The 16,883-nt window shown below is 34.6% G+C and carries 18 protein-coding genes; 11 read left to right on the forward strand and 7 right to left on the reverse strand.

What is annotated here, in order from left to right; genetic code table 11:
• The gene (locus GN157_RS08740; RefSeq protein WP_317163529.1) at positions 1-414 is read left to right on the forward strand and encodes a thiol-disulfide oxidoreductase DCC family protein; all 414 of its coding nucleotides are present in this window, start codon (positions 1-3) and stop codon (positions 412-414) included.
• Positions 415-516: 102 nt separating this feature from the next.
• On the opposite strand, the gene GN157_RS08745 is transcribed toward GN157_RS08740, so the two are convergent.
• A complete protein-coding gene (locus GN157_RS08745; protein ID WP_157483023.1) occupies positions 517-1,578 on the reverse strand; it encodes a T9SS type A sorting domain-containing protein in 1,062 nt (353 codons plus the stop codon).
• Between the two features lie 130 nt (positions 1,579-1,708).
• Positions 1,709-2,770, reverse strand: a complete 1,062-nt coding sequence (gene aroC / locus GN157_RS08750; protein WP_157483025.1) for a chorismate synthase — start codon at positions 2,768-2,770, stop codon at positions 1,709-1,711.
• Between the two features lie 138 nt (positions 2,771-2,908).
• Here aroC and GN157_RS08755 point away from each other — a divergent pair, with 138 nt between their 5' ends.
• From GN157_RS08755 to GN157_RS08770, 4 genes are all read left to right on the forward strand, one after another.
• A complete protein-coding gene (locus GN157_RS08755) occupies positions 2,909-3,739 on the forward strand; it encodes a UDP-2,3-diacylglucosamine diphosphatase (protein WP_157483027.1) in 831 nt (276 codons plus the stop codon).
• A 55-nt stretch (positions 3,740-3,794) separates the two neighbouring features.
• Positions 3,795-4,574, forward strand: a complete 780-nt coding sequence (locus GN157_RS08760; RefSeq protein WP_157483029.1) for a hypothetical protein — start codon at positions 3,795-3,797, stop codon at positions 4,572-4,574.
• 102 nt (positions 4,575-4,676) lie between these two features.
• Positions 4,677-5,177 carry a hypothetical protein gene (locus tag GN157_RS08765; protein ID WP_157483031.1) on the forward strand — a complete coding sequence of 167 codons (501 nt, stop codon included), beginning with the start codon at positions 4,677-4,679 and terminating at the stop codon, positions 5,175-5,177.
• A gap of 98 nt (positions 5,178-5,275) precedes the next feature.
• Complete coding sequence (locus GN157_RS08770) at positions 5,276-5,992, forward strand: hypothetical protein (protein WP_157483032.1); 717 nt, start codon at positions 5,276-5,278, stop codon at positions 5,990-5,992.
• 34 nt (positions 5,993-6,026) lie between these two features.
• Here the strand turns inward: GN157_RS08770 and ettA are convergent, their stop codons facing one another.
• From ettA to holA, 4 genes are all read right to left on the reverse strand, one after another.
• Positions 6,027-7,718, reverse strand: coding sequence for an energy-dependent translational throttle protein EttA (gene ettA / locus GN157_RS08775; RefSeq protein ID WP_035130959.1), 1,692 nt, complete (start codon positions 7,716-7,718; stop codon positions 6,027-6,029).
• Positions 7,719-7,816: 98 nt separating this feature from the next.
• A complete protein-coding gene (locus GN157_RS08780; RefSeq protein ID WP_197429424.1) occupies positions 7,817-9,892 on the reverse strand; it encodes an ATP-binding protein in 2,076 nt (691 codons plus the stop codon).
• Between the two features lie 132 nt (positions 9,893-10,024).
• Positions 10,025-10,204, reverse strand: a complete 180-nt coding sequence (locus tag GN157_RS08785; RefSeq protein ID WP_035130957.1) for a CAL67264 family membrane protein — start codon at positions 10,202-10,204, stop codon at positions 10,025-10,027.
• Between the two features lie 51 nt (positions 10,205-10,255).
• Entirely contained in the window at positions 10,256-11,260 is a 1,005-nt protein-coding gene (gene holA, locus GN157_RS08790; RefSeq protein WP_317163530.1) for a DNA polymerase III subunit delta, read from the reverse strand.
• A gap of 50 nt (positions 11,261-11,310) precedes the next feature.
• On the opposite strand from holA, the gene GN157_RS08795 reads away from it, so the two are divergent.
• From GN157_RS08795 to GN157_RS08805, 3 genes are all read left to right on the forward strand, one after another.
• On the forward strand, positions 11,311-11,763 hold the full coding sequence (locus tag GN157_RS08795; RefSeq protein WP_157483034.1) for a type I restriction enzyme HsdR N-terminal domain-containing protein: 453 nt from the start codon (positions 11,311-11,313) through the stop codon (positions 11,761-11,763).
• Positions 11,760-12,755: a glycosyltransferase family 2 protein gene (locus GN157_RS08800; RefSeq protein WP_157483036.1), complete on the forward strand. Its 996-nt coding sequence runs from the start codon at positions 11,760-11,762 to the stop codon at positions 12,753-12,755. Before GN157_RS08795 ends, GN157_RS08800 begins: the two co-directional genes overlap by 4 nt.
• A gap of 65 nt (positions 12,756-12,820) precedes the next feature.
• Entirely contained in the window at positions 12,821-13,642 is an 822-nt protein-coding gene (locus GN157_RS08805; RefSeq protein ID WP_157483038.1) for an OmpA/MotB family protein, read from the forward strand.
• 72 nt (positions 13,643-13,714) lie between these two features.
• Here GN157_RS08805 and GN157_RS08810 read toward each other — a convergent pair whose 3' ends face one another.
• Positions 13,715-13,915, reverse strand: coding sequence for a hypothetical protein (locus GN157_RS08810; RefSeq protein ID WP_157483040.1), 201 nt, complete (start codon positions 13,913-13,915; stop codon positions 13,715-13,717).
• A 359-nt stretch (positions 13,916-14,274) separates the two neighbouring features.
• Here GN157_RS08810 and lpdA point away from each other — a divergent pair, with 359 nt between their 5' ends.
• The 3 genes from lpdA to GN157_RS08825 all read left to right on the forward strand — a co-directional run bounded on the left by lpdA (position 14,275) and on the right by GN157_RS08825 (position 16,801).
• Positions 14,275-15,663: a dihydrolipoyl dehydrogenase gene (gene lpdA / locus GN157_RS08815; protein WP_157483042.1), complete on the forward strand. Its 1,389-nt coding sequence runs from the start codon at positions 14,275-14,277 to the stop codon at positions 15,661-15,663.
• An 88-nt stretch (positions 15,664-15,751) separates the two neighbouring features.
• Entirely contained in the window at positions 15,752-16,246 is a 495-nt protein-coding gene (locus GN157_RS08820) for a TPM domain-containing protein (RefSeq protein ID WP_157483044.1), read from the forward strand.
• Between the two features lie 90 nt (positions 16,247-16,336).
• Positions 16,337-16,801, forward strand: coding sequence for a DUF305 domain-containing protein (locus GN157_RS08825; protein WP_157483045.1), 465 nt, complete (start codon positions 16,337-16,339; stop codon positions 16,799-16,801).
• Positions 16,802-16,883 lie beyond the last annotated feature (82 nt).

Raw genomic sequence — 16,883 nt, forward strand, 5'->3', positions numbered from 1 at the left:
GTGGAAAATTTACCTTTAAATAAAAAGATAATATTGTTTGACGGGGTATGTAATTTATGTGACTCTACCGTTCAGTTTATTATTAAGCGCGATAAAAAAGATATATTCAGGTTTGTAGCACTACAATCTGAATTAGGAGAACAAATTATAAAGCATATTGGCGTAGACCGTTCTAAAACAGATTCTATAATACTATACGAACCTGGCATAGCTTATTATTATAAAGCAAAAGCTGCAATAAAAATAGCATCAGCTTTAGGAGGGCTATTCACTTTAATGAATATATTTAGTGTTTTACCTAAATCACTATCAAACTCTGTTTATGATTATATAGCAAGAAACAGATATAAGTGGTACGGAAAAAAAGACGAGTGTATGATTCCTACTCCTGAAATGAAAGCTAAGTTTTTATAATATCAGCTACGATAAATTTAAAATTAAATAGTTAGTTATAAAAAGAAAAAGCCTCGCAAATTGCGAGGCTTTATTATATGTTATTTATAATTATATAAATAATTATTTTTTAACGATTTTCTTAGTAACAGTACCTTGATCAGAAGATACATTCATTAAGTACATACCAGCTGAAAGATCAGAGATATTAACCTGAGCTTCAGATACACCGTTGAATTTAGCAGACTTAACTACTCTTCCGTTAAGGTCAACAATCTCAACACCGTTTACAAGAATGTTTTCAGCATTAGCAATGTTGATTACATCTGATACAGGGTTTGGATAAACAGAAAACTGAGATGCAAGGAACTCATCAGCACCAAGTACTTCAGCAACCGCTGTAACACTTAGATTATCAATTAAACCTGTTCCTGCAGCTGCATTTGTAGTTGTTTCAGTACTTCCTGAGGTAGTAGTTAAATCTACTTCAAAAGGAACTGTTTCAGTAACAGTATAAGCACCTGCAGTACCTTCTTCAATATAACCATCAACAGACCAAAGAACTAAACCTGTATTGTAGTTGTAAGAAATTTTTAAAGTCACCCAAGTGTTTTCTGGTAACATAACATTTGGCTCTTCTTCTGTACCTAATGAATAAGTGTAGTTAGCAGGCGATGTAGCTCCCTGAGGTTGTGAATAAGCAACTCCTAAAACCTCTAGGTTGTTAGTAGATACAACTATACCTCCCAAAACAGCGTTATAAGTTTCTTCATAAATATAAACACCAATTCTGTTTAAGCTTGTACTAGCTGTACCAGTATAGTAATCATATTCTACTTCAAAAACATCATTCCCTGCAGTTCTGTTAGCCCAAAAAGTATCAGTACCTGCCTGCCACATAAATGCTCCTCCTGCACTTCCGTTAGGGCCAGTAACCTGGATAACATTTCCATTAGCTCCTCCATTATCAACTACTTGGAAAGTATCAGCATTCATGTTTGTAGTTGTAGTTGTAGTTCCATTTTGACCTAGTACATACCAACCTCCCTGACCAGCTGTTGCACCAGTAACATCTGTAGCTACCTGACCTACTGTTAAGTCTGAAAAATCATAAGATGACGTTTGAGCTTTAACCGTTAATAAAGAGCCGAATAAAAAAGCTCCTAAAAGTAATTTTTTCTTCATGATGATAGTTTTATAATTTATCGTTTCAAAAATAATAAAAAAAATATGACAAACAATTTAATTTTAACTTTTATTAATAAAATAAGGGCTATTATTTAATTTACATCATAAGTATTTAATAAATAGATATCTATTTGATTATATTGTTAAGAAAGTAGAAGTCGGCTATAACCATAGCAGCCATAGATTCGACAATAGGTACAGCTCTTGGTACAACACATGGGTCATGCCTGCCTTTACCCTGCATTTTTACAATATTCCCTGAATTATCAAGAGCATCATACTCCTGAATTAAAGTAGCAACCGGCTTAAAGGCAACTCTAAAGTAAATATCCATTCCGTTACTTATTCCTCCCTGAATGCCACCTGAAAGATTCGATTTTGTTGTACCGTCGGGATTAAAAGCATCGTTATGCTCACTTCCTTTCATTTTTGCCCCACAAAAACCACTACCATATTCAAATCCTTTTACAGCATTGATAGAAAGCATAGCTTTACCAAGCTCTGCATGGAGTTTATCAAACACCGGCTCACCAAGACCAACAGGCACATTTTGTATTACACATGTAACTGTACCTCCTACTGTATCACCTTCTTTCCTGATTTGTCTAATATATTCTTCCATTTTAGCAGCAGTAGCCTGATCAGGGCAACGTACAGGGTTAGTTTCCGTTAATGTAAAATCTAAAGCCTGATATGGCTTATCTATAAAAATATCGCCAACAGATGACACAAAGGCATTAATTTTTACATCAGGTAAAATTTGTTTAGCAATAGCCCCTGCCACTACTCTACTGGCAGTTTCCCTTGCAGAACTTCTTCCTCCGCCTCGATAGTCTCTAATACCATATTTCTGTTGATAAACATAATCAGCATGCGACGGACGATATATGTCTTTTATATGTGAATAATCGGCAGATTTCTGATTTGTATTAGGTATAATAAAACCTATTGGTGTACCTGTTGTTTTACCTTCAAATACTCCTGACAGAAACTGAACTTCATCATCTTCCTTTCTTTGTGTTACAATAGCAGACTGCCCCGGCTTTCTTCTGGCAAGTTCTTTTTGTATAGCCTTAAAATCAAGTGATATACCGGGAGGACAGCCATCAATAACACCTCCTATTGCTTCTCCGTGAGATTCCCCAAAAGTGGTAAGTTTATATACATTACCATATGTATTTCCTGCCATTTTATTTATAATCTAAGTTGATTCACAAATTTAAGCTTTTATCTCTTTTTATAACCCATTTCATACAAAACCTAAAGTTAATGTTTAATTAACTGCCAGTTTATGTTAATCAGGCTATTTTGCAATAAAACATTCTGAATGAAAAAAAGAATTGTTGACATTGTTGTCCTTTCAGATGTACACTTAGGAACCTACGGGTGTCATGCTAAAGAACTTGTGGCTTATCTATCTACAATAAAGCCAAAAACACTTATACTTAACGGTGATATAATAGACATATGGCAGTTTAGAAAGTCATACTTCCCTAAATCACATATGAAAGTTGTTAAACGTATACTTGATTTTGCCGCAAAGGGTACTACTGTATACTATATTACCGGAAATCATGACGAAATGTTGCGAAAATTTAGCAATACCACCATGGGAAACTTCTCTATAGTAGATAAAGTTGTTTTAGAAATTGATGGCAAGAAAGCCTGGTTTTTTCATGGAGATGTATTTGATAACTCCGTTAACCATGCTAAATGGATAGCTAAACTTGGCGGAATTGGATATGACTACCTGATACTACTTAATCGTTTTGTTAATTGGTGCTTGGTAAAAATGGGACGTGAACCCTACTCTCTTTCAAAAAAAATAAAATCGAGTGTAAAAAAAGCGGTAAAATTTATTTCTGATTTTGAAGCCATAGCATCTGATCTGGCAATCGAAAATAATTATGATTATGTGGTTTGCGGACATATACATGAACCTAAAATGGTAGTTAAAGAAAATAAGAAAGGTAGCGTTAACTATTTAAACTCCGGTGACTGGATAGAAAATCTTACTTCGCTGGAGTATCATAATAAAGAATGGAAATTATACAGGTACATGAATGAAATTGAGGTAGACACTGAAGAAGAGAAATATAACAACGATATAAAGCTGGAAAATGAATTAATGACTGCTTTACTTTTTAATAGGAAATAATTCGCATTAATAAATTTAATTATCTTAGCCCACAAACTAACTTAATTAAACTAAAATGAGAAAAAATCACTACCTATTATTATTACTCAGCTTATTTATTATTTCCTGTTCAAATGATGACGACAGCAATGGCTCTCAGGTAAACAATGCCATTCCATTATCTACAGGCAACTACTGGGTATATGATGTAAATGTAGCAGGGACTACCGGAAGAGACTCTCTTTATATTGCTAATGATACTGTGATAAATGCTATTACTTATAAAAAATTCAAAACTAAAGATTTCCCTATTGGCTTCTATTCAATAGCTTTAAACAATAATGCTTTAAGAAACGTAGACGGTAAGATTTTACTAAGCGGAGGTATTGACACAGGTATACCTGAAATTCCTGTAGACTTAACTGTTAGCGACTTTGTTGTTTTTGACCCTAACGCTGTTACCGGAAGTATTCTTTCTACATTTAACGGACAAAATGAACAGGAATTAGAAGGTTTTGATGTAAATATTAGCTACGCTCTTACTGCTGAAGCAGGTGATAATTACACCTCATACTCAACTCCCGACGGACAATCATATAATAATGTAAAAGCTGTAGAAGTAAAACTAAGTTTAAAAGTAGCCGTTACCATCCCTGACGTGCCAATTCCATTTACTATTTTACCTACACAGGATGTTTTAATTTCAACTCAGTATTATGCTAACGGAATTGGCATGATTCATACTGTAACCGACATGCAATATGAGCTTGCCGATACCTTTGGAATTGAACTTCCTTTGCCTCAATCTTTTGAAGAACATCAGGAAGAAGCTTTGTCAGTTTATAACATACAATAAGCTCTCATGCCCCTAAAATAAAGATGTTAAATATTTGAAAAGAAACTATTCTTACAAAAATCAACGTGCTATATTTGTTAAATAAATAACTAAAACAACATTATGAAGAAACTATTTTTATCGGCTTTTTTACTACTTGGTTTAGTAATTAGCAGTAACGCACAGGACAGGCAAAATGCACTTGGATTAAGACTAGGAGATAATGACGGTTTTGGGGGGGAAATATCTTACCAAAGGAACTTATCCAGCAATAACAGACTTGAGGCTGATTTAGGATGGAGAAATTCAAGCAACTATGACGCTTTTAAACTAGTTGCACTATACCAGTGGGTATGGAATATTGAAGGCGGTTTTAACTGGTATGCCGGTGTAGGTGGAGGTATAGGTAGCTGGAGTTTTGATAACGACAAACCAGGTTACTATGATGGTGATAAAGACAGTGGTGTTTTTGCTTTATTAGCTGGTGACATAGGTATTGAATATAACTTTGATATCCCACTACAATTATCATTAGATTTTAGACCGGAGCTTTATTTTGCTGATGATTTCCGTGAAGATGATTTCGGTCCGGATATTGCATTAGGTGTAAGATTCAAATTCTAAAACAATCAAAGCATATATAGAAAAGTCCTCTATTTTAAATTATAGAGGACTTTTTTTATTTATTATTTTATATTTGACTTTCAAAAAAACAAATATAAATGAAAGAAGAAATCACCTTACAGCTTGAAACATCTAATGGTAAATCAAAGGAATACAATTTTGAAGTAGACAATGTTGTATTACAAAATGCACAAATTCTTTTAAGCAGTCCCATAACTGTAATAAAGCACGGGGGAAAAGGACTTTTAAAATCAATACTTGTATTAATAATAATTGCTATCATCAACATTTCTTTCTTTTTATACTCCCTGATTAATGTTGCAGAAGGTAAAGCTTACACTCCTATTCTTGTTTTGTTACTTGGTCTTATTTTCACATGCTGGTATACTTATAAAGCCTACAACTATATTTATATAAACGTTACAAGAGAAGCAATTAAGGGTTTAACCCCAATTTTAAAAAAAATATGCGGTATCGCCGTAGATGTTGTAAGTACTAATGCTAATAATGATGAAACTAAACTGGCTAAAGCCCATGTAAATGCTACCGAAATAGTAAACAAAATAAACAACCTGCCCTATCTGGTAAAAAAAATACTTATTTTTCTGTTTAACCGAATACCCTTTTCCGGCATAATAAACGAAGCATGGGATGTGATAAATTCTGGTGATAACGAAAAAGCCACAGATGTTGTTTATGGTAAATTGAGTAGCTTTGCTAATAACAAAATATTTAATAAAAATAAATTTAACTGGATACTATGGTATATCCCGTTAAACATAATAGTATTAGTAGTTTTAATAAAACTACTATAATAAAAAAGGGAGCTTAATAAGCTCCCTTTTTTATTTATCTGATAAGTTTTTTATACTTAATTCGTGTAGGCGTTAAATCAGTACCTAAACGTTTTTTCCTGTTTTCTTCATATTCAGAGAAGCTTCCTTCAAAGAAATAAACTTCAGAATCCCCTTCAAAAGCAAGGATATGAGTACAAACCCTGTCAAGGAACCAACGGTCGTGAGAAATAATAACTGCACATCCGGCAAAATTTTCTAAACCTTCCTCAAGAGCCCTTAGTGTATTAATATCAAGGTCGTTTGTTGGCTCATCCAGTAAAAGTACGTTACCTTCTTCCTTAAGCGTCATAGCTAAGTGAAGCCTGTTTCTCTCACCTCCCGAAAGAGCCGATACTTTTTTATTCTGTTCACTACCACTAAAGTTAAATCGGCTTAAGTAAGCTCTTGAATTAACCTGGCGACCTCCCATCATAATTAATTCCTGACCGTCACAGAAGTTTTCCCAAATTGATTTCTCAGGATCAATGTTTGAGTGACTCTGGTCTACATAAGCAATCTTAACGGTATCTCCTACTTCAAACTCTCCTTTATCTGGTGTTTGCTCGTCCATTATCATTTTAAAGATAGTGGTTTTACCGGCACCGTTTGGACCAATAATACCTACAATACCTGCCTGAGGTAAAGTAAAGTTTAGGTTTTCATATAAAAGCTTATCACCAAAAGCTTTTGCTACACCTTTAGCTTCGATAACATTAGTACCTAAACGAGGTCCGTTAGGAATATATATCTCAAGCTTTTCCTCAAGTTGTTTTTGGTCTTCATTCAATAACCTGTCGTAGTTTTGTAAACGGGCTTTTTGCTTTGTTTGGCGACCTTTAGCTCCCTGTCTAACCCAGTCTAACTCACGCTCAAGTGTTTTTCTGCGTTTAGAAGCTGTTTTCTCTTCCTGCTCCAGTCTTTTAGCTTTTTGATCTAACCATGAAGAATAATTACCTTTCCAAGGAATACCTTCACCTCTGTCAAGCTCAAGAATCCAACCTGCAACATTATCAAGGAAATAACGGTCGTGCGTTACTGCAATTACAGTACCTGCATAACGCTGTAAGTGTTGCTCTAACCACAATACACTCTCGGCATCAAGGTGGTTGGTAGGCTCATCTAAAAGAAGTACATCAGGCTGTTGAAGCAATAAACGACATAAAGCTACCCTTCTTTTCTCACCACCCGAAAGTACTTTTATAGGAGTATCAGGATCTGGAGTACGAAGTGCATCCATAGCTACTTCAAGCTTATTGTCAAGCTCCCATGCGCCTGCTGCATCAATTTTATCCTGAAGCTCAGCCTGACGGTCCATAAGCTTCTGCATTTTGTCGGCATCCTCATATACTTCAGGTAAACCGAACATATCGTTTATTTTATTGAATTCGTCAAGTAATGCAACGGTTTCGGCCACACCTTCACGAACAATCTCAATAACCGTTTTATTTTCATCTAACTGTGGTTCCTGCTCTAAATAGCCTACAGTATATCCCGGAGCAAAAACTACATCTCCCTGATAACTTTTATCTACACCGGCAATAATTTTTAATAACGATGATTTACCGGAACCGTTTAGACCAAGGATACCAATTTTAGCCCCGTAAAAAAAGCTCAGGTATATATCCTTTAATACCTGTTTGTTTGCTCCCTGGTAAGTTTTACTTACTCGGGACATTGAAAATATTACTTTCTTATCGTCTGACATTATATGTAATTAGATTAATTTATTTTGTACTTAACAGCAACAAAGATAGTTTGAAATGTAAAGATTTCAAATTACTTGCGTAGCTATTTATCAATTCGTTATTTTACGATTACTTCCCTAATCTTATCCAGAAGCTCTTCCTGCTTGAAAGGCTTAGAAACATAAGCATCCATACCCAGGTCAAAACACTTTTGCTGTTCACCGATTAAAGAATGTGCTGTAATAGCAATAATAGGAATACTGCTTTTTAATTCGCTCCTTATGTAGGTTGTAGTTTGATAACCATCTTTAACAGGCATTTGCAGGTCCATTAAGATAAGGTCATATTTCTTTTTCTCCAGCATATCAAGGCCTTCCTGACCGTTATTGGCAATATCAATATCAAAACCGAAGCCTTTTACAATATTTTTAGCCAAATGCTGGTTAAGGAAATTATCTTCACATAACAATACAGAAAGTTTCCCTAAAGAATCACTAGGTTTTTTCTCAGCCTCCTGTTCTTTAATTTCCTCATCAACTCCTGCTTTTTCAAAGTCCAGTATAAAATAGAATTCAGATCCCCTACCCGGTTTACTGTTTACACCTATTTCACCATCCATTAGTTCAACAAGCTGTTTTACGATATTAAGACCGAGTCCGGTACCGCCAAAACGACGGGTTGTACTTTCTTCAGCCTGTGTAAAACGGTCGAAAATGGCTTCAAGCTTATCTTTTTCTATACCTATACCGGTATCTTTTATAGAGAACCTAAGTTTACAGCCAACCTCGGTTTCATCTATTTTTTTAACCGAAATGGTAACATCACCTTCTTCGGTAAATTTAATGGCATTACCGGCAAGATTCATCAAAATCTGATTAATACGCCCTTTATCCCCTACTACGGTTTCCGGCATATTGGCATCAAGGAAAAGATTAAACTCAAGTCCTGATTGTTCGGCTTTTACTTTAAGCAGGTCATAAACATGCTTTAAAGCCGACTTTAAATTGAATTTAGAGTGTTCTATAACCAGTTTACCTGATTCTATTTTAGAAAGATCAAGTATATCATTAATAATAAGTAAAAGGTTATCTCCTGCAGTTTGAACATTAGTAACAAACTCACGTTGTTTATCGCTAAGATCTGTACGGGCCAGTAAATCTGTAAACCCAATAATAGCATTCATTGGGGTACGGATTTCATGACTCATATTAGCCATAAAACTGTCTTTTACAAAAATTGCTTTTTCGGCAACTTCCTTTGCTTTAATTAACTCGTTTTCGACAGCTTTTCTTTCGGTAATATCATTAGCTATCTCAACATACTTAAACGGATGCCCGGATTTATCAAGAAAAGGCACAACCACAACTTCCATCCAGTATGGTTTGCCGTCTTTAGTTATGCTTTCAATTTCATTTTTCCACACATAGCCGGCACTAACAGTATTCCATAAACTAGTGTAAATACTCTCTTTATTATAACCCGTATTAGTTTCTTTAATATGAGTACCTATCAGTTCTTCTTTAGTATATCCGCTATAATCACAGGTGGTTTCATTAACAAAAGTAATTATACCTTCTTTATCAAATATTAATATACCCGAAGTTTCATCAAGTGCAGTTTTGTAGCTTTCCAGTTCCCTGTTGACAGATTCAAGCTCTTTTTTAGCCATTCGGGCTACTTCTTCCCTAAGATTTATATTTCTTTTTCGTATCTCCAATTGGTTCATTACATGGTGAGCCAATGTAGAAAGAGCCTTACGCTGATCTTCATCTATTTCCCTAACTACAGTATCTACAACACATATAGTACCTATATTAAATCCATCGTCTGTTTTTAAAGGAACACCTGCATAGAAACGTACCCCAAACTCACCCTGCACATTAGCATTATCCTTAAAAATAGGGTGTTTTGTAGCATCGGGCACCACAACACATTCATCCTGCATAATTACATGCTGGCAAAAAGTGTCCTGTCTCGGCATTTCGGGAACTTCCATTCCTATCCTTGCCTTATACCATTGTCGGTCTTTATCAATAAAAGAAACTAAAGCAATAGGAGTTTTATAGATATAAGAAGCAAGATGAACTATATCATCAAATTCTTTCTCAGAAAAGGTATCAAGTATATTATAACTACTAAGAGCCTCTAACCTTTCCTTTTCGTTGTGTGGTATAGGAAAATCATTTTTTTCCATCAGTAAAGCAATGGGGTATTTTACTTAAACAAATAGGATACAATAAAGTAAAGGTAATAAAAAATATATTCTAACATAAAATGTTAAAACATTAATTTTATTACAAATTTTTACAGGAAAAAATCTATTAAATTAAACCCTGCCTTTTAAAGCATTAAAAGCCCAGGAAATAGCAAAGAAACCTATCCCAACTACCGAAAAACCAATAGCATAATCAGGATATTTTAAAACCCCCAGTAACACAAGCGCCGCCCCAATTAAAAACAATATAAAAGAAGCCCATCCGAAGATGGTGTTTTTATTCATTCCCATTTTGTATATTCTTTAGTACAGGATTAAGCATGCAAATATCGTGCATTTTTATCAATTAAATATCTTAACAAGCATCTCTTTTAACAAATCGGACTGTGATATAGCATTTGCCCCTACTCCTTTACTCTTCACATCAATATCTCTTAGTGCAGCTACAATAGCACTTACTTTTTTCATAGGATAATTACGTAATGCGATATCATAGTCTTTCATAAAGTACGGATTAACCTTTAACACCCTCGCTGCATTAGCAGCGCTTTTGTCTTTAAGTCCGTGATATTGCAGTAACTGAGAAAAGAAACCGAAAACCAATCCCGTTGTCATTACAAGCGGGTTATCTTTTGGGTTTTGAGAAAAGTGGTCGGCAATTCTGTAAGCCTTTAACTGATCTCTCTCCCCTATTGCTTTACGTAATTCAAAAACATTATAATCCTTACTTATACCTATGTTTTCCTCAACATGTTTAGGAGATATAGCAGTGCCTTTAGGCAGTATTATAATCAGTTTTTCAAGCTCATTGTTTATTTTACTCAAATCGTTACCTAAAAACTCAACCAGCATTGCAGCCGCTTTAGGTTCAATAGTATACCCTTTCCCTGAAAGCACTCTTTTTATCCACTCTCCTACCTGATTTTCATAAAGTTTTTTGCTTTCAAATACCAGTCCGGCTTTTTCAAGCGTTTTGGTAACCTTTTTACGTTTATCCAGCGTTTTGTATTTATAAGCAAACACTAATACCGTGGTAGGCTGTGGGTTTTGGGCATAAGCCTCCAGTTTATCTATAGTACGGGAAAGCTCCTGAGCCTCTTTTACAATTACCACCTGTCTTTCGGCCATCATTGGATACCTACGGGCGCTAGACATAACATCTTCCAGACTAACATCCTTACCATATAAAACCGTTTGGTTAAAACCCTTTTCTTCTTCAGTAAGAATATTGTCTTCAATATAATCGGTAAGCCTGTCAATATAGTAAGGCTCTTCCCCCATAAAAAAATAAATGGGCTTAATATTGCCCTGCTTAATATCGTTAACAATTTTAATTACTTCGTCCACCGGATAATAGTTTAATCAGTTAAAAATTAAAAAAACTATACATTTGCCTTATGCAAAAGCTTAATTTTCCTAATTATACTTTCCGATTCAAAAATAGTGAAAATAAAATCGCCATTTTTGATGAAATACGTAAAAAATTCATTCTTCTTACTCCCGAAGAATGGGTAAGGCAGCATGTGGTACAGTATTTACTGCTTGAGCAAAAATACCCAAAATCGTATATTAATGTAGAGAAAGTACTTAAGGTTAACGGACTTACAAAACGATATGATGCTGTAGTTTTTAATCCTGACGGCAGTATTTTTCTTCTTGTGGAATGTAAAGCTCCCGAAGTAAAAATAACCCAGAATGTTTTTGACCAAATTGCCCGTTATAATATGGTTTTAAAAGCCAACTACATGATGGTTACAAATGGCTTAAATCATTACTTTTGCCAAATGAATTATGAAAAGGAACAATACCAGTTCTTACGTAATCTACCTGAATTTACACTCAACCAATGAATAATATAGCTGTAGTAATTTTAAACTGGAACGGAAAAAAACTTTTAGAGGAGTTCCTGCCTTTTGTAATTAAATATTCAGGGAACGCTGCTATATATGTAGCCGATAATGCCTCTACAGATGAGTCTGTTACATATGTAAAATCGGCTTTTCCTCAAATAAAAATTATTGAGAATATCGGAAATTACGGTTACGCTAAAGGATATAACGAAGCCTTAAAACAGGTTGATGAAGAGATTTATGCTTTAGTAAATTCTGATATTGAAGTGACCGAAAACTGGTTACTACCAATTGCCGACTTATTTAAAAAAGACCAAGAAACAGCTATAATTCAGCCTAAAATACTGGATTATTACAAAAGAGACACTTTTGAATATGCCGGTGCCGCCGGAGGTTTTCTGGATAAATATGGTTTCCCCTACTGTCGCGGTCGTATTTTTGAAACGCTTGAAAAGGATAACGGACAGTATAATGATGAAACGGAGATATTTTGGGCTTCGGGGGCATGTTTTTTTATCCGTAAAAATGTGTTTTGGGAACTGGACGGACTTGACGAAGACTTTTTTGCTCACCAGGAAGAAATTGATTTATGTTGGAGAGCCTTTAATAAAAACCATAAAATAAAAGTTTGCGGAAGTTCACATGTATACCACGTAGGCGGAGCTACCTTAAAAAACACTAATCCTAAAAAGACTTTTCTTAATTTTAGGAACTCCCTTTGGATGATGACTAAAAATTTACCAAAAGGAAAACTGATACCGGTACTTTTTATACGTTTATGTTTTGACGGAATTGCCGGACTTCGATTCGTTTTTCAGGGGAAATTTACTCATTTATGGGCAGTACTAAAAGCACATTTTTATTTTTATACCTGCCTGTTTAAATTTTTAAACAAAAGAGAATCAAAACAATACAAAAACTACTATAAAACCAAGAGCATTGTTTACAATTATTTCATTATAGGTAAGAAAAATTTTAACAATAGTTTATAGTCCAACGCGTTAATATTTGCAGGAATATATATAATTTTGTTTCAAATATTAATTTTTCAAATCTTATGAAAAGAACCGTTCTATTACTATCATTGGCAGCAATGACGCTGACATCGTGTGGATCCAAAAAGAAGATTGCCGAGTTAGAAGCACAGAACAAAGAGATCCAGGATCTGCTAAATACAGCTACTATCAAGTTGAATTCTTGTTTAGCTGAAAAAAATGTTTTGACCGATCAGGTTGACTATCTTAAAAAGAACAACTCCGATCTTCATAACACAATGGCAACCCTATCATCTAAAGACGCTGCTAACGTGGAGAAATCACTTGAAATGATTAAGGAGAAAGATCTTAAAATATCAAGATTACAGGATGCTATTACCCGTAAAGATTCTGTAACATTAGCTTTAGTTACCAGCGTTAAGAGAGCTGTAGGTATCGATGATCCGGATATTGAAGTTAATGTTGAAAAAGGTGTTGTATACATCTCTATTGCTGATAAGCTTTTATTTAAAAGCGGTAGCTACCAGGTAAGCGACAGAGCTAAAGAAATTTTAGGTAAAGTTGCAGCTATTGTAAAAGATAAATCAAACTTTGAGTGTATGGTTGAAGGCCACACTGATAATGTGCCAATTAAAAACCCTGTACTACAGGATAACTGGGACTTAAGTGTTAAGCGTGCTACTTCAATCGTAAGAATACTACAACAGGACTTTGGTATTGAACCGGGCAGGCTTGTAGCTTCAGGTCGTGGTGAGTATGTTCCTTTAGAGTCTAATGACACTGCCGAAGGACGTGCAAGAAACAGAAGAACAAGAATTCTTATTCTTCCTAAAATCGATCAGTTCTACGACATGATTGAAAAAGAAATGAAAAACCAGAAATAATATTCAGGTTTCAAAAAATATTAAAGGCTGCCAAATGGCAGCCTTTTGTTTTTGTGATTATTTGTCGTTGTATTATTTAAACTTATTACCAAACCTAATTATACCTGAAGGCAAACTCAGCACAATGGCAGTAATAAATATTAAAAGTAAAATAACCAGCATAAGGAAATACAACACTCCCCCTGCTGTAGTAAGATCAGGAAATTCTGCTACCGCATAAAAAGCAGTAGAGAAAAAAGCGATTGTTGACAATATTAAACTTAAAATCCTCATAATCCTTAAATTTGTTTTGTGGGGTAAAATTGGTTAACTGGAAAAGGATTGTTCTACATGATTCCTTCACTACATTATTTTTGTAACAAATAGTTATAAAATAAATATTACAAAAACATTAAAAAGATTGATAGTCTTTTTTGGATCGTGGTTTGGTTCAACACTAGTAAAATTACAAATAAATTGTTAATCTATGTTAAGTATGACTAAATATTTTGTTATTTAATTTGTTTTTTAACCAAATTTAAATATTAAATATTTAATTTTTAGATAAAATGAAATAAATCCAAACATTTTATAATAAGCAAATAAATACTTATTTTCGTACGCGTAAAAATAAACCGGAAAAATACATACTGATGAAATACGATATTATTGTTTTAGGAAGCGGTCCTGGTGGTTATGTAACCGCTATCAGGGCTTCTCAGCTAGGATTTAAAGTAGCTGTTGTAGAAAAGGAAAACCTTGGAGGTATATGCCTTAACTGGGGATGCATCCCTACTAAAGCGCTTTTAAAAAGTGCTCAGGTTTTTAACTACCTTAAGCATGCTTCTGATTACGGATTAACAGTAAAAGAGTTTGATAAAGACTTTAATAAGGTAATTGAGCGTAGCCGTGGTGTTGCCGATGGTATGAGCAAAGGTGTTCAGTTCCTTATGAAAAAGAATAAAATTGAGGTTATCTATGGTACCGGTAAAGTAAAAGCAGGTAAAAAAGTAGATGTAACCGATAAAGACGGTAAAACAAGCGAAATTAGTGCTGATCATATCATTATAGCTACAGGAGCACGTTCAAGAGAACTTCCTAACCTTCCTCAGGATGGTAAAAAAGTTATAGGATACCGTCAGGCAATGACACTACCGGAACAACCAAAATCTATGATTGTTGTTGGATCAGGAGCTATTGGTGTTGAGTTTGCTCATTTTTACAATGCGATGGGAACTCAGGTAACTATCGTTGAATTTATGCCAAACATTGTTCCTGTTGAAGATGAAGACGTATCAAAACAATTTGAGCGTTCGCTTAAAAAAGCAGGCATCAAAATTATGACTAACTCTTCTGTTGAAAAAGTAGACACTACCGGTAACGGAGTTAAAGCTACTGTAAAAACAGCTAAAGGAGAGGAAATTCTTGAAGCAGATATCGTTCTTTCTGCAGTAGGTATCAAATCAAATATCGAGAACATCGGTCTTGAAGAAGTTGGTATCGCTACAGACAGAGATAAAATATTAGTAAACAGCTACTACCAAACAAATATACCAGGTTACTACGCTATTGGTGATGTTGTTCCTGGTCAGGCGCTTGCACACGTTGCTTCAGCAGAAGGTATTCTTTGTGTTGAGAAAATAGCAGGCATGCACGTAGAACCTCTTGATTACGGAAACATCCCTGGATGTACTTATGCTACTCCTGAGATTGCTTCTGTAGGTCTTACAGAAAAACAGGCTAAAGAAAAAGGATACGAACTTAAAGTAGGTAAATTCCCGTTCACAGCATCAGGTAAAGCAAAAGCTGCAGGTACTCCTGATGGTTTTGTAAAAGTTATTTTTGATGCTAAGTATGGTGAATGGTTAGGTTGCCACATGATTGGTGCCGGTGTTACCGATATGATTGCTGAGGCTGTAGTAGCACGTAAACTTGAAACTACAGGTCACGAAATACTAAAAGCAGTTCACCCTCACCCTACTATGAGTGAAGCGGTAATGGAAGCTGTTGCAGATGCTTATGGTGAAGTGATTCACTTATAAGAACTTAAATAAATAGCAAAAAAGGCTATCCTTATTCGGGATAGCCTTTTTTATTTATATTTATAACAACCAACAAACCCCAACAGAAATGAAATCGAAAATAGCTTATTTCGCATTCTTTATAATTTTCCCTTTTTGCTTTATTAGCGCTCAGGAAAAAGAACAGCAAACCGTTTTTCCTACCCCTATAGGTTATGTAAACGATTTTGAAGGCTTGTATACTCCAGAACAGATTGAGGAGCTTGAAAAGCTAATTACTGACTTTGAAAATGAAACCACCAACGAAATTGCCATAATAACTATTGATAACATAGAAAACTATACTGACTTTTACGAATATGCATTAGACTTATCCAAAAAATGGAGTGTTGGAAAAGCTGATAAAAACAACGGACTCATTATTATCTTCAGTAAAACACTACGTAAAGTCAGAATAAATACCGGCACAGGTACCCAACAGGTTATTAGCGATGAATTCTGTAAAAAATTAATAGACAACTACTTAATCCCGAATTTTAAAGCCAATAAGTACTATGAAGGTGCAAGAGAAACACTTCTTGCTTTGTTTGAAGTCTGGAAATAACCTGTTTGCTAATACTTTCACTTATCTATAACATAGTTACCCATAGTTAATTTGTAATTTTACTTTTGTTAAACTATAAATTGCAATGTAATGGAAAAAGGAAACTACGGAAAGTTTTTGCTCATGCTACTGGTTTCATTTATAGTTATGTATGCCATAATGTATGCTAATGTAGCCAGTGAAGAGCATATTTATTTTAGCCTTAACCGTTTTTATATGACAATATTAATGGTAGTACCCATGGGCTTTATTATGCTTTTATTTATGCAGCGAATGTATAAAAACCGTAAAAAGAACAATGTGATAATTATAACAGGTGTACTGCTTTTTACAGCCGCTTTTGTTATGCTGAGAACACAAACCTATATAAACGATGTACGATATATGGAAGCGATGATTCCACATCATTCTTCAGCTATATTATCAAGTCAGCATGCTGGTTTAAAAGATCCCGAAGTACAGGAATTATCTAAAAAAATAATCGAGTCTCAGCAAAAAGAAATCGAACAGATGAAAGCGATGATTCAACGATTAAAAAACAGTACTGAAGAATAACTCAAGCTGTTAAAAATAGTACTACTCCCCTCCTTACTAAATATCAGATTTTTATTATATTGCGTTCTTTTAATTCGCAAGG

The sequence above is a fragment of the Flavobacterium rakeshii genome, assembly GCF_009741375.1.
Taxonomy (GTDB): Bacteria; Bacteroidota; Bacteroidia; order Flavobacteriales; family Flavobacteriaceae; genus Flavobacterium; species Flavobacterium rakeshii.